14 protein-coding genes are annotated in these 13704 nt (G+C 62.5%); 10 read left to right on the top strand and 4 right to left on the bottom strand.

All coding sequences use genetic code 11. The features are described 5' to 3' along the window. Nucleotides 1-3 precede the first annotated feature (3 nt). From xylB to G7016_RS16840, 8 genes are all read left to right on the top strand, one after another. A complete protein-coding gene (gene xylB / locus G7016_RS16875; RefSeq protein ID WP_181116690.1) occupies nucleotides 4-1518 on the top strand; it encodes a xylulokinase in 1515 nt (504 codons plus the stop codon). A gap of 22 nt (nucleotides 1519-1540) precedes the next feature. Next, the gene (locus tag G7016_RS16870; protein ID WP_181116687.1) at nucleotides 1541-2215 is read left to right on the top strand and encodes an HAD family hydrolase; all 675 of its coding nucleotides are present in this window, start codon (nucleotides 1541-1543) and stop codon (nucleotides 2213-2215) included. Continuing rightward, nucleotides 2212-3051 carry a MurR/RpiR family transcriptional regulator gene (locus G7016_RS16865; protein ID WP_181116684.1) on the top strand — a complete coding sequence of 280 codons (840 nt, stop codon included), beginning with the start codon at nucleotides 2212-2214 and terminating at the stop codon, nucleotides 3049-3051. Before G7016_RS16870 ends, G7016_RS16865 begins: the two co-directional genes overlap by 4 nt. A gap of 21 nt (nucleotides 3052-3072) precedes the next feature. Continuing rightward, a complete protein-coding gene (gene rpiA, locus G7016_RS16860; RefSeq protein WP_181116682.1) occupies nucleotides 3073-3783 on the top strand; it encodes a ribose 5-phosphate isomerase A in 711 nt (236 codons plus the stop codon). 86 nt (nucleotides 3784-3869) lie between these two features. Further along, nucleotides 3870-4955, top strand: coding sequence for a sugar ABC transporter substrate-binding protein (locus G7016_RS16855; RefSeq protein WP_181116679.1), 1086 nt, complete (start codon nucleotides 3870-3872; stop codon nucleotides 4953-4955). A 75-nt stretch (nucleotides 4956-5030) separates the two neighbouring features. After that, nucleotides 5031-6560 (top strand): sugar ABC transporter ATP-binding protein, encoded by a 1530-nt coding sequence (locus tag G7016_RS16850; RefSeq protein ID WP_219854592.1) that lies wholly within the window; start codon nucleotides 5031-5033, stop codon nucleotides 6558-6560. Nucleotides 6561-6582: 22 nt separating this feature from the next. Next, nucleotides 6583-7581: an ABC transporter permease gene (locus tag G7016_RS16845; RefSeq protein ID WP_181116676.1), complete on the top strand. Its 999-nt coding sequence runs from the start codon at nucleotides 6583-6585 to the stop codon at nucleotides 7579-7581. 135 nt (nucleotides 7582-7716) lie between these two features. Continuing rightward, nucleotides 7717-8697, top strand: a complete 981-nt coding sequence (locus tag G7016_RS16840) for a GlxA family transcriptional regulator (RefSeq protein ID WP_181116673.1) — start codon at nucleotides 7717-7719, stop codon at nucleotides 8695-8697. A gap of 3 nt (nucleotides 8698-8700) precedes the next feature. Here G7016_RS16840 and G7016_RS16835 read toward each other — a convergent pair whose 3' ends face one another. Both G7016_RS16835 and G7016_RS16830 read right to left on the bottom strand, forming a co-directional pair. Continuing rightward, entirely contained in the window at nucleotides 8701-9474 is a 774-nt protein-coding gene (locus G7016_RS16835) for a substrate-binding periplasmic protein (RefSeq protein WP_181116670.1), read from the bottom strand. A 47-nt stretch (nucleotides 9475-9521) separates the two neighbouring features. After that, complete coding sequence (locus tag G7016_RS16830) at nucleotides 9522-10331, bottom strand: shikimate dehydrogenase family protein (protein ID WP_181116667.1); 810 nt, start codon at nucleotides 10329-10331, stop codon at nucleotides 9522-9524. 226 nt (nucleotides 10332-10557) lie between these two features. On the opposite strand from G7016_RS16830, the gene G7016_RS16825 reads away from it, so the two are divergent. Continuing rightward, complete coding sequence (locus G7016_RS16825) at nucleotides 10558-11898, top strand: MFS transporter (RefSeq protein ID WP_181116664.1); 1341 nt, start codon at nucleotides 10558-10560, stop codon at nucleotides 11896-11898. Nucleotides 11899-11951: 53 nt separating this feature from the next. Here G7016_RS16825 and G7016_RS16820 read toward each other — a convergent pair whose 3' ends face one another. Beyond that, nucleotides 11952-12596 (bottom strand): hydrolase, encoded by a 645-nt coding sequence (locus G7016_RS16820; RefSeq protein WP_181116661.1) that lies wholly within the window; start codon nucleotides 12594-12596, stop codon nucleotides 11952-11954. 253 nt (nucleotides 12597-12849) lie between these two features. On the opposite strand from G7016_RS16820, the gene G7016_RS16815 reads away from it, so the two are divergent. After that, the gene (locus tag G7016_RS16815) at nucleotides 12850-13275 is read left to right on the top strand and encodes a DoxX family protein (protein WP_181116658.1); all 426 of its coding nucleotides are present in this window, start codon (nucleotides 12850-12852) and stop codon (nucleotides 13273-13275) included. Here the strand turns inward: G7016_RS16815 and G7016_RS16810 are convergent. Continuing rightward, nucleotides 13272-13667 carry a GFA family protein gene (locus G7016_RS16810; RefSeq protein WP_181116655.1) on the bottom strand — a complete coding sequence of 132 codons (396 nt, stop codon included), beginning with the start codon at nucleotides 13665-13667 and terminating at the stop codon, nucleotides 13272-13274. The genes G7016_RS16815 and G7016_RS16810 overlap by 4 nt on opposite strands. Nucleotides 13668-13704 lie beyond the last annotated feature (37 nt).

Genomic DNA, 13704 nt, shown 5'->3' with positions numbered 1-13704 from the left:
GCCATGGAGGCGCTGCTTGGAATCGACATCGGTACATCGGGTTGCAAAGCGTTGCTGCTCGACACTAAAGGCGCGGTGATTGCCTCGCACACCGCCACCTACCCATTATCTCAACCCCGGCCGGGCTGGACCGAGCAAGACCCGCAGCTGTGGATCGACGGCGCGCGCCAGGCCGTTGCCGGTGTGCTGCAACAGGCGCCCGGCGTAGAGGTGCTTTGCATTGGCCTTTCGGGGCAGATGCATGGGCTGGTCCCGCTGGATGCCTCCCACCGTGTCCTAAGGCCGGCAATCCTTTGGAACGACCAGCGCAATAGCGCCGAATGCGATCAGATCACCGAAGCGGCCGGTGGGCTGGAGGGCCTGCTGGCGGCCACCAACAACCGTATGTTAGTGGGCTATACCGGCGGCAAGATCCTCTGGATGCGTCGGCATGAGCCGGAATTGTTCAAACGCATGACCACTGTGCTCAACCCCAAGGATTACCTGCGCTTGCAACTCACCGGCGAGGTGGCCACGGAAGTGTCGGATGCGTCTGGCACCGGCCTGTTCAACGTGCGCGAGCGGCAGTGGGCAATCGGGTTGACGGAGCGCGTGGGTATCGACCCCGCATTGCTGCCCCCCGTGTTCGAATCCCAGGTCATCAGTGGCCGGGTTTCGGCCGCCGGGGCCGCGCTGCTGGGCCTGCCGGTGGGCATTCCCGTGGTAGGCGGTGGAGGTGACTCGGTTATCCAGACGCTCGGCTCTGGGGTGATCGCCCCGGGCGATATACAGACAACCATCGGCACGGCAGGTATCCTCGCGGCCGCGCTGGATGCACCCCAGGCCAACCCGGAGGGGCGTTTGCAGGTGTTCTGTAACGTGGCCCCGGACAAGTGGCATTGCATGGGGGTATCGCTGAACGCCGGCTGTGCCATGAGTTGGTTCCGCGATGTGCTGGGCCCGGGCGTCAGCGGCAACGTGCCGTCATTCGAGCAACTGGCGGCCGAGGCCAGCCTGAGCCCCGCTGGCGCTCGCGGCCTGCTGTTCCTGCCATACCTGAACGGTGAGCGCTGCCCGCACCCGGACCCGGTCGCTCGCGGCGCTTTTGTAGGCCTGCGGGCCTGTCATCGGCGCGAAGACATGGCCCGGGCCGTGATGGAAGGTGTGGTACACGCCTTGGCGGACATGCATGCATTGATGACCCCGCTGGGCATTGCCGGGCACGTGATCAAGGCATCGGGCGGCGGCGCGCGTTCGCCGCTGTGGCGCCAGCTGCAAGCGGATATCTTCGGCTGCGACGTGGTAACCACCGAGGGCGCGGCCGAAGGGGCTGCGTTTGGCGCCGCGCTCGTGGCAGGGCTGGGTATAGGTGTGTGGCGAGACGCCGCGAGCGCCGCGGCGAGTTGCCGGGGCATTACCTGCCAGTCGCCCGATGGCACCAGCACTGAGGTATTGGCCCGCGCCCATGGCATCTATTGCCATTTGTACCCGGCCCTGCGGCAGACCTTCGCAGCGCTCGGCGATCCTATTTTTGATTAGTAATTTGTTTGGAGTGTGTTCCATGTCCGCCTATTCCGCGCTTATTTTCGATCTTGACGGAACGCTCATCGACAGCGCGCCTGACATCGCAAAGGCCCTGAATGTGGGCTTTGCATCGAATGGCTGGCCCGAACTCCATCCCGACCATGTGGAGCAGTTCATTGGCAACGGCCCGCGCCGCTTGATCATCGATATCCTTGAAGACCTTGGTATTGCCTATGACGAGGCAGCAGTGCAACGGGCCTTTGATGGTTACCTGCGTGCCTATCTTGAAGACCCGGCAGGGCTGACCCGTTTCTTCCCTTATGTGCGAGAGGACCTGCAGGCACTTCGGGATGCGGGCATTCGCCTGGGCATCTGCACGAATAAAAATCATGCGGTGACCGGCAAAGTGCTGGCGCAATTGGGGTTGTCCTCGCTGTTCGAGGTGGCGCTGGGGGCCGATGCCGTCCCGGCCTGTAAACCCGACCCGGCGCATTTGCTGGCTGTCGCCACGGCCATGAGCGTCAGCGAAGGCGCCTGGGCGTACGTTGGTGACACAACCGTTGACCAGAAGGCCGCGGCAGGGGCAGGGGTTCCGTTCTTTGTGGTGCCTTGGGGCGGAGGAGCCAAGGTGGTCACTTCCCAGGGCCAGCGCCTCGGCCGCCTGGCCGACTTGCTGCAGTGCAGCCCGGCACCGGTCGAGGCACGCCCATGACCCTAGGTTTGCTGCAACGGATTGAGCAGGAAAGCCAAGGCATGCACCGGGCAGAGCGGCGGGTGGCCGATTTTGTCGCCAGCTCGCCATCCAAGGTGCTGCAAATGAGCATGGCCAAGCTGTCGGAAACCTGCTCCGTGAGCGATCCCACGGTGATGCGGTTCTGCCGCCGCTTCGGCTTTGAAAGCTATCAGGAATTCAAGCTGCACCTGGTGCAGAACCTTGTGCCCTTGGCGCCGTTCGCCTACGAGCAGATCACGCCTGATGACAGCGTCGAAAACATTGTGCGCAAAACCTGCCGCAACTCGCTGAATGCCATTCAACGGCTTGCCGAGGACCTGGCGCCCGACCGCGTGGCTGAAGCCGCCCGCTACCTGCAAAGCGCCACCTGGACCGGCATCTACGCCACCGGTATCTCCGAAGTGAACGCTCTGGATGCCGAGCACAAGTTCCAGCGGCTCGGCCTGCGCTGCCAGGCGCTGTTGGGCGCCAAACGCCAGGACATGCATGTGCACAGCGCCCGGGAAGGGGAAGTGGCGTTGATCTATTCGCAATCGGGCCACACCCGCCAGATGGTGGAGGTGGCCAGGGCCGCGCGCAAATCGGGCGCCAAGGTTGTGTCGATCGCCGCCGATGACAGCCCTCTGGCGCTGGTTTCGGACGTGCTGATCGCCGTCAAGCCTTACGAACATACCGAATTGATGACCCCATTGGCCTCGCGGCTGAACCATCACCTGGTCACCAACATGTTGGTTGCCGCGATCGCGATTGCCAGCGGCAGCGAGTTCCCCGACCAGCTCACCGCGCTCGATTCATGGCGCACCGACAAGATCTGAACGGGCACACAGGAGCAACAGATGAACAGCCAACAAAATGAAGCCAAGAAGGTCGCGGCGCGTCGAGTGATCGAAGACTTCATTCACGACGGCATGAAGCTGGGCCTCGGCTCGGGTACCACCTCGCACTTTTTTGTCCGGGAGCTGGGCAAGCTGGTGGCGCAAGGGCTGCAGCTGACCTGTACTACAACCTCTCGCTCTACCAGCGACGTGGCACGGGAAGTGGGCATCGAAATTCTCGACCCAAACGAAATCGGCGAACTGGACCTGACCGTGGACGGCCCGGACGAAATCGACCGCCAGTTCAACATGATCAAGGGCGGCGGGGCGTGCCTGCTGTGGGAAAAGATCATTGCCCATGCCTCCAGGCAAATGATCTGCGTGTGCGATGAAACCAAGATCGTGGACTGCCTGGGCGCGTTCCCCCTTCCCGTGGAAGTGGTGCAGTTCGCCTGGCAACAGACCGAACGTCGGGTAGATCGAGTATTGGCCGATCACGGCATCGCCGGAGCGCGCATTGTTCGTCGTATGCGAGACGGCCAGGCGGTGGTGACCGACAGCGGCAACTTCATTCTCGATTGCCATTGCGGCCCGGTCATCGCGCAGCCCGCGCCCTTGGAAACCGAACTCAACCGTATCCCTGGCGTGGTGGAGAACGGGCTGTTCACCCGCGAAGCCGTTGGCATGGTGGTTGGCTGCTTCGACGGGTCTTCCTATGTGACCCGGCGATAACCCCCGGCCCGCAGCCGTTCGAAAGCATCAGTGAGGCAAGCGAGACAACGCTGTAACCCTACAAGAATAAAACGGAGAACACTCCCATGAAAAAGACGAACCTGTCTCAAGTGAGCCGTCGCAATGTGTTGGCTGGCGGCGTAGTGCTGGGGCTGGGCGCAATGCTCGGCCGCGGCGCGTTTGCCCAGAACGCGTTATCGATCCCCTACGCGAACAAAAGCCTGGATTATTATTTTTTTGTGATCCAGGAGGAGGCGGTCAAGCGCGCGGTGCAAGCGCGTTCCGGTACGTTCCAGGCCACCAATGCCAGCTTCGACAATACCCGCCAGCTCGAGCAATGGCAGAGCCTGATGTTGTCTCAGCCCTCGGCGATCATTTCCGACCCTATCGACAGCCAGGCCATCGTCTCGGCGATCCGCCGCTACAACCGGCAGAAAATTCCGGTTGGGATCATCGACACACCCGCCGATGGCGGCGATGTGGCGATCACGGTGAGTTTCGACAATCACCAGGGCGGGGTGATGGCGGCCGAGGAGATCGTGAAGCGCCTGGTTCAGAAGTACGGCAGCCCCAAAGGCACTGTGCTCAATTGTTACGGTGCCCTTGCCTCAGTGGCCTGGCGGCTACGCAAGGAAGGCATGGACTCGGTGTTCGCCAAGTACCCGGACATCAAGTACCTTGCCCGGCCCACTGACGGCCAGTTGGACAAAATGCTTGCCGTCACGCTCTCGACGCTCTCTGAGTTCCCCAGCCTGGACGCGGTTCACGCGCCATCCGATTCGCCATCGCGCGGCATCGTGACCGCGCTTCAGCAGAAGAACCGGTGGAAAAAGATAGGGGAGGAGGGGCATGTCATTTTCGTCAATATCGACGGTGAGCCGGTTGCCCTCAAGTGGATTCAGGACGGCTACATGGACGCCTGCATCTCCCAGGACCCGGTGGCATATGGCGAAATCGCCGTGGAAATGATCACCAAGCACTCGCTCAACGGCCAGCCGGTGCCCTTGGGTACTTACGAGAACAAGAAGTACTTCTGGGAGAAAGGCGAAATCGTCCAGGGCAAGACCGGGCCCACGCTGATCATCCCCGCGTTCGTGATCACCCCCGAGAACGCAAAGGATAAACGCCACTGGGGCTCTGTCGCGGAAAACGATTGGGGCGTGAAGGCCTGATCCACGGCATTGCCTTGTTGCGTTGGAGCGACGCTTGCCTGCTCCGGTGGTTATTCGTTGAGCGAGATAACAATCATGGCCTTACCTGACATGCGGGATGAGTTGACGGCAGACAGTGCGATTCTGCGGATCGAGAATGTGACCAAAAGCTATGGCCCCGTCCATGCGCTGCGCGGGGTCACTACGCAGATCGAGCGCGGTTCGATCCACGGATTGCTGGGCGAGAACGGTGCGGGCAAATCCACCTTGGTGGGCATCATTTCCGGGCAGGTGGTGCCCACCTCCGGCCAGATCTTCATGAATGGCCAGCTGCTTGAACATGTGGACGTAAAGGCCATGGAGCAGGCAGGCGTGTTTCTGGTCACCCAGGAGCCGATGATCATCGGCAACATGACCGCGTCCGAAAACCTTATGCTTGGGATCTGGCCCACCCGTCATGGCTTTGTGGACTGGAAAGCGCTGCGGGCAGACGCGGCGCGAATGCTCGAGGGCTCGGGTATCGATCCCGATGCGCTGGCCGGCAACCTGGATGCGGTTGCCCGGCGCAAGCTGAATATCCTGCGGGCAATGTTTTCGGGCGGCAAGGTGATCATTCTGGACGAGCCCACGGCGTCGTTGACTGTGACGGACCGCCGCCAGTTGTTCGACTTCATGCTGCGCCTCAAGCAGGGCGGGGTAACCTTTATCTTCATCTCTCATTACAACGACGAAATCCTGGAAATCTGCGACGCGGTCACGGTACTGCGCGATGGCAGCCTGGCGGGGCGTTCCAGTGACGTGAGCGGGCTGTCTTCGGAGCAGCTCACCGAGTTGGTGATTGGGCGGGGTGTGGAGTTGTTCCAGCGCAAGCGCCGTGACCCGTCGGGTAAACCGCCGGCGGTGGCGCTGCGTGGGGTGCGGGGCAAGTACCTGTCACTGGAGAGCCTGGATATCGCGGCAGGGGAGGTGGTGGGGTTCACCGGCCTGCCAGGCGCGGGCGCGAAGGAAACCGCGCGCGCGATCTTCGGGCTGCACCCGGCCGTGGGTACGCTTTCGATCAACGGCGAGGCGCAGCGCCCGCTGCCTCGTTCACCGCGGGCGGCCTTTGATGCCGGGATCGCTTATCTGTCCGACGACCGCCGCCGCGATGGTGCTGTAGGGCCGATGTCCATCGGCACCAATATCGCGTTGTCTTCCCTCGGCGCGCGCACCAAAGGCGGGTTCATCGACCGCGACGCCGAAAGCGATGTGGTCACGCATTACTTCAAGGCGATGGGCGTAAAGGCCCCTAACCCCGATTACACCGTGAATACGCTCAGTGGCGGCAATCAACAAAAGGTTTGCCTGGGCCGTGTACTGGCTACCAAGCCCCGGCTGCTGATGGTCGACGAACCTACCCGCGGCATCGATATGGGCGTGAAGCAGGACGTGTTGCGGATCATCGACCAACTGAGCGAGGCGGGCGTTGCGGTGATTATCGTGTCCACCGATACCGACGAACTGGTACGGGCCGTGGACCGCGTTTGCATCTTCGATCAGGGCAGCATCAAGGAAACGCTCACCGGCGCGGACATCACTGTCGAGCGTCTGCGTGCATCAGTACAGGGGCAAGCACCGCGTGAATAATTACAAGATGGGAGACCTGCAAATGAGCAATGTATCGAGTGCCGGCAGCGGGTTGTCGCCTGCCACGACCAAGGTCAACAGGCAGGCTGTGCTCGGTTGGGTGCTGCACAACGTGGTGTGGATCTGGCTGATCGCGCTCGTAGCCTTTTTCGGCGCCTTCAACGAGTTCTTCTTCACCCTCTTCAACCTGCAGAACGTAATGGTGCAGGCCACGGTGCTGGGCACCCTGGGGCTTGCGGTGGCCTTGCCGCTGCTGGTGGCTGAAATCGACCTGTCGATCCCCGCGAACGCGGGGTTTTCTGCGGCGGTGGGCGCCCTGGCGTACTCCGAGTGGGGGCTGCCGTGGGCGGTTGCCATGGTGATCGGTTTGTTGGTAGGCACCCTTATCGGCTTCTTCAACGGGCTGTGCATCACGCGCTTGAAGATGGTGTCGCTGATCGAAACCCTGGCGATGATGATCATCCTTCAGGGCGCGCTGCTGGCACTCACTCAGGGCACCACCCTGACCAACCTGTCCGATGGCTATGTATGGATCGGCCAGGCAACCCTGGGCGGCTGGCCCTTGATGCCGGTGGTGTTCGTCGTGGCACTGGTGGTGATGGGGATCGTACTCACCCGCACGGTGCTGGGCCGGTCCGTATACGCCGTGGGCGGCAATGCCGTGGCTTCCAACTCGGCGGGTATCCGGGTTAACCGTATCAAGATCATCACCTACACGATCTCCGGCTTCCTGGCGGCACTGGCGGGCTTCCTGCTGGCGTCCTGGCAGATGGCGATCACCTCGAACCAGGGCTCGAGTTACCTCCTCTACGCCATCGCGGCGCCCATCATTGGCGGGGTGAGCGTATTCGGTGGCCGGGGCAACGTTAAGGGCGTATTGGGGGGCGTGCTGTTGCTGACCGTGATCCAGGTAGGCCTGGCAATCGTGAATGTACCTTCGTTCTACGTCGGCATGATCGGTGGGGTAATGATTTTCATCGCTGTAGCGATAGACGCGTTCCGCGTTCGGTATTTCGGCTAGCGTAACCGCTCCCATTTCGCTAACTTCGCTTACGGCTGCATTCTCGCATCGTGGTAGTGAGGGCTCCAACGCCTGCGGCTTTCAGATCACCCGACCGAGTATTGAAAGATCGACAGACGTCTGTTCAGTGGCGGCATGCAGGGCAAGAACCTGCGCTACCTACAAAACAAAAGCGCCACGGCCATCCCGCAATCGCGGGTTGGTTTCGTTTTGCTGGAGCATTTTTCGCTGCCTGCATTCACCCAGGCGCTGGATACCCTGATTACCGCCAACCTGCTGCAGGCCGAGTTGTTCACCACGTGTACGCTCACGCTTGATGGCCAGGATGTGATCAGCGACCTGGGGCTGGTGATTCGCGCCGACGGCAGCCTGGGCGATTGCAAGCTGGAGCAGTTGAAGCTGCTTGTGGTGTGTGGCGGGTTACGCACCCCCCTACGTGGCCAGCCCGAACTGCGCGCGGTGCTCAAGCGCGCGGCGGAGAAGGGCGTTGCGCTGGCGGGCTTGTGGAACGGGGCGTGGTTCCTCGGCCAGGCCGGCCTGCTGGACGGCTACCGCTGCGCGATTCACCCGGAGCACCGGCCTGCGCTGGCGGAAATTGCCCAGCACAGCGAGGTCACCAGCGAGAGCTATATGGTGGACCGCAACCGCTACACCGCCGCCAGCCCCAATGGGGCGTTCAACATGGTGCTGGAGTGGATCGGCCAGAGCCATGGCGCGGCGCTGGTAGACGGGATTGTCGATATCCTTGCCTTCGAGGCGTCGCGCTACAAACGGGTGAACCCCAAGCTGCAACTCAAGCTCACCGCGCCGCTGCGCGAAGTGGTGAAGCTGATGGAAGCCAACCTGGACGAACCGCTGGACCTTACGCAGATTTCCGAATACGTGAACCGCTCCCGCCGCCAGATCGAGCGCCTGTTCCAGCAACAACTCAACACCACGCCGTTGCGCTATTACCTGGAGCTTCGGGTCACCGAGGGCCGTCGTTTGCTTCAGCACTCCAACCTCACCGTGGTGCAAGTGGCCGTGGCGTGCGGCTTTGTATCCCCCAGCCATTTCAGCAAGTGCTACACGGCGTACTTCGGGCACCCGCCCTCCAAAGAAAAGCGGCTGGAGTAAGCGCTAGTGATCAGCGCTGGAAAGCCACTTATGCATCAACGCCTCATACGTACCGTTCTGGCGAACAGTGTTCAGCGCCTTTTTGAAGCGCTCCACAATGGCCGGGGAGGTCCCTTTGCTGAACGCCAGGCTCAACCCTTCGGGGCTGCTCAGTTCGGGTAGTGGGAGCGAGCGTACCAACGCCCTCTCGGGGTCGTCGCCGTTCTGGCGCATCAGGTAAATGGCATTCAGTTCGTTCGAAATCCACAGGCCCACGTGCTCGATCTTGAGCATGCGGTAGTTGTTCTCGTAGCGGCTGGTTGATTGCAGCTCGGTGCCCATCTTGAACCCACGGCTGAGCAGGAACTGCTGGCCCACATCCATGTTCACCGTGGCGATCTTCTGCCCTCGGGCATCGTCCAGCGAATGCAGGGTGACCGGGCGTTCGGCGAGGCTGTAGAGGTACCAGTTGGTTGGCGCGATGGGCCCTACCCATTGGAACAGCGCCTCGCGCTCGGGGGTGCGGGCGATGGAATAGATGAGCACGTTGGGCACGCTCAGCGCCCGGTCGTAGGCCCTGGCCCATGGCATCACCTGGATCGGCGCGTCGATCCCGGCTTCTTTCATCACCGCCTGCACGATGTCGGTGCTGAAGCCGGTGACCTTGCCGTTCTCGGTCATGTTGTAGGGCGGCATTTCTTCGGTGACCACTTCGATCTCGCCCGCCGCCCGCGCCGCTGCCGGGAGGCACAGCGTTAGAACGGTGGCTAGCAGTACAGACTTCAGTGAGCTGCTCATGGCTGCGAATCGTCCGAGTTGGCTATCAGGTAAACCGTAGGCGCGGCTCAGAGGCTTTCAGGCATCACGCCCATGAAAAAGCCGAGGGCAGGCATTTGCGCCAGCGACATTTGCGGGCCGGTCTGAACGCTACAACCCCGCGCTTGAGCGAGCGTGAGCAACGGCGTTTGCACCGGCTTGGTAACTACATCAGCCACATGGGTATGAGACAACAGCTGCGCCAATTGGTCATCAGGGAGGGGGAGTTGGCCAGCCTCGCCCATGCCGATAGGCGAGGCGTTTACCAACAGGTCGTAGCCCGCCAGCGGGGCGACCTGCTCACGGACAGTCAACGCAGGGAAGGCCGTTCGCAGTACCCGTGCCAGCGCTTCGGCGCGGCCGGGGGTAGGGTCGGCAAGGTCGAGCGCGGCAATGCCGGCTTCGGCCAGGCTATAGGCAATCGCCGCGCCCGCGCCACCCGCGCCCAACACCAGCGCGTGCTTGCCCTTGGCATCGAAACCATGGGCGGCTGCGGCCTTGATAAACCCTTCACCGTCTACGTTATCGCCTATCAGCCTGCCGTTTGTTTCGCGGCGGATCACGTTGACCGAGCCCAGCAGCCGGGCCCGGCTGCTCAGCTCATCCAGCAGCGGTACTACCGTTTGCTTGTAAGGCACGGTGATCACGCACCCACGCAAGTTGTTCCAGCCGCGCAGGCTGGCGATGAAGCCGGCCAGCGCTTCGGGCGCGAGATCGACAGGCAGCATGGCCAGGTCCAGACCCTGCGCCTGGAACCAGCGGTTGAAATTGGTGGGTGATTGCACTTGCGCGATAGGGGTTCCCAGGATGGCAACCAGGCCGGTGGTGGCATGGATCATGAAAGCGTCTCGGTGGGGGTGATGCGCCATGTTGCGATGATAACGGGCCCCGCTGCAACGTCTGCTTCAGCCCGGGCGCACCGCTCGCTCCACGCCCCTTTCGCGAACCCTTGCCATAGAGCGGGTGCGGTTGATCGCGTTTCTGACTATGCCGGAGGCGCTTCCTGAACAGGCCCGTTTGGGCGACTGCCGATAATCCTCAGTATCACCACTTGGGAGTTCGCGCATGGCGACGCATACCTTGGATCAGGTTCCACCGGCCACCTTACGCAAGGTGATCGCCGCGGCGGCCATCGGCAACTTCGTGGAATGGTTCGACTTCGCGGTGTATGGCTTTCTGGCGACCATCATCGCCAACCAGTTTTTCGCCAGTACCAGCCCCAGCGTGGCACTGCTCAAAACCTTTGCGGTATTTGCGGTGGCGTTCGCCCTTCGGCCGCTCGGCGGGATTGTGTTCGGCGCACTGGGCGACCGGCTGGGGCGCAAGCGGATTCTCTCGGTCACCATTCTGATGATGGCAGGCGCCACCACGGTGATCGGCCTGCTGCCCACCTATGCGAGCATCGGTATCCTCGCGCCGATACTGCTCACCGTGGCGCGGTGCGTTCAAGGCTTTTCCGCAGGCGGTGAATACGCAGGCGCCGTGTCGTACCTGATGGAGCACGCGCCACGGCACAAGCGGGCGTGGTATGGCAGCTTCGTGCCTGTGTCTACCTTCTCGGCCTTTGCCGTGGCGGCGGTGCTGGCGTATGTGCTGGATGCCAGCCTGGCGCCCGAAGCCATGGCCAGTTGGGGCTGGCGGGTGCCGTTCCTGGTGGCGGCGCCGCTGGGGGTGGTGGGGCTGATCCTGCGCTGGCGCATGGAGGAAACGCCGGCGTTCCAGGCTGTGCAGGCCGAAGGCAAAGCGCACAGCCACTCGCCGCTCAAGGAAACCTTGCGCAACCACGCCGGCTCGATTGCCTGCCTGGGTGCGTTCATTTCGCTTACCGCGCTGTCGTTCTATATGTTCACCACCTATTTCGCCACCTATTTGCAGGTGGCGGGCCACCTGACCCGCGCCCAGGCGTTGCTGGTCACCACCGTGGCGCTGCTGTTCGCGGCGGGCGCATGCCCGGCGGCGGGGGCGTTTTCGGACAGGGTAGGGCGCCGCAAGACCATCGGCTTCACCTGCCTGTGGGTGATGGTCACGGTGTTCCCGGCCTACTGGCTGGCGGGGTCCGGCTCGGTAGGCCCGGCCATCGCCGGTGTGCTGTTGCTGGCCGTGGGCGCCTTGCTGTGTGGTGTCGTGACGGCAGCGCTGCTGGCCGAAACCTTCCCCACTCGCACCCGTTACACCGCCTCGGCCATCACCTATAACGTGGCCTATACCGTGTTCGGCGGCACGGCGCCGTTGATGGCCACCTGGCTGATCGGCATTACCGGGAGCAACCTGGCGCCGGCGTTCTACCTGGTGGTGATCGCCCTGCTGGCGCTGGCGGGTGGGCTGGCGCTGCCGGAGACGTACCGTATTTCGCTGCACGGCGAAGCGCCGGACGGCCCGTTCGAACCGGCATTGGGGCGAGTGTAAACAGCACAACGCCCGTCAGGGCAAGCCGTGGCGGGCGTTAGGTTCGCGCTGGGTTACCCGAGGGTGCGCTGCGGTGCCTTGTGCACCATGGTGTAGGCGTAATCCACGCCCATGCCATAGGCGCCGCTGTGCTCGCGCACCAGGTCCATCACGGCGTTGTAGGTTTCTTTGTGCGCCCAGTCGCGCTGGTATTCGAGCAGCACTTGCTGCCAGGTGACCGGGATCGCGCCGGCCTGAATCATCCGCTGAATGCTCATGTCATGGGCTTCCTGGGTAGTGCCACCCGAAGCGTCGGTCACGATGTACACCTCAAAACCTTCTTCCATCGCTTCGAGGGCGGGGAAGGTAAGGCAGACCTCGGTCCACAGCGCGGCGATGATCAGCTTCTTGCGCCCGGTGCTTTTTACCGCGTCCACCAGCTTGGCATCTTCCCAGCTGTTCATCGAGGTGCGCTCGATCGGCTTGGCGCCGGGATTCACCGCCAGCAGTTCGGGCCAGATGTAGCCGCTGAAGCTTTCGGTTTCCACCGAGGTGTAAATGGTTGGCACGTTGAAGATCTTAGCGGCCTTTGCCAGCCCCACCGTGTTGTTCTTCAGCGTCTGGCGGTCGATGGACTGAACACCGAAAGCCATCTGCGGCTGGTGGTCGATCAGGATCAGGGCAGAGTTGGCAGGGTTCAGGAGTTCGCGCTTCGACATGGTCATTTCCTTTTGAAAGTGGGGAGTGCGTTGAGTTGAAAGGGGTTCCGCGCTTGCCGTTGGGCGTTGCTGCGGTGTGGTTGCCATTTTGGCGAAGCGCGGCGGTGGCGACAATCCAGCATAATTGAACATAACTGGTTCCATTCCGGGGACAATCCCGCCGGCGCTTTCTGCTAGGTAAATAAGCACAAGCGGCCAATCCAGAGCACTGGCCGTGGGTAACAGTGGCAGGTCCGTCGACTGGAGATGACTCATGGCACCCCTACGCTCCGCTTATCCCCCTTCACTCGCCTACGGCTTGCTGTTCATGCGCGTGGCTGCCGCCGCGCTGCTTATGCACGTGCACGGTTTGCCCAAGTTGCTGCATTGGTCCACCGAGGTGCTGAAGATCGAAGACCCCTTTGGCCTGGGCCCTACCTTCAGCCTTGCCTTCGCGGTGTTCGCCGAGGTGTTCTGCCCGGTGCTGCTGATACTGGGCATTTACGCGCGGCTGGCCTGCCTGCCGGTGCTCGGCGTGCTGGCGGTTGCACTCGGGGTGGTGCACCTGGAGTGGACGATCGAAGAGGGGCAGTTCGCCTGGCTGCTGGCGATCCTGTTCGGCGGGTTGGCGCTCACAGGGCCGGGGCCGCTGGTGATCGGCGCGCTACGGCAAGGGACCTGGCGCGCCCGCCCGCCTTAGGGCTCGGTACGGCGCGCCTTGTCCCGGTCCTTTTCGTACTGTTTGGCGTGCGGGTAGGGGGGCAGCCAGGCTTCGCGTCGGATCGTCCAGCATTCGTAGGTAGGTATTAACGAGTTGGGGCTGTCCAGTGCCCCTACGTTCACCTCGATCTCGTCGCCCCCGTCGTGGGCGAACAGCGATGACCCGCAGCGTGGGCAGAAATGTCGCCCAGCGTAGGCCTGGGTCTGGCCCTCAACCTTCACGGTGTTTTCCGGGAATATGGCAAAGGCATAAAACAGCGCACCGTGGTGCTTGCGGCAATCCAGGCAATGGCACAGGCCTACCCGATAAGGGCGGCCTGAAGCCTCGAGTCGCACGTCGCCACACAGGCAGCTGCCACGAATGGTGTCCATGGGGGCCTCCGGTTCATCGCTGAGTTCGGTAGCCCTT

The sequence above is a fragment of the Pseudomonas japonica genome, assembly GCF_013522925.1.
GTDB lineage: Bacteria > Pseudomonadota > Gammaproteobacteria > Pseudomonadales > Pseudomonadaceae > Aquipseudomonas > Aquipseudomonas japonica_A.
The sequence above is the reverse complement of the archived record's forward strand: the minus strand, read 5'-3'. Positions and strand labels throughout refer to the sequence as shown.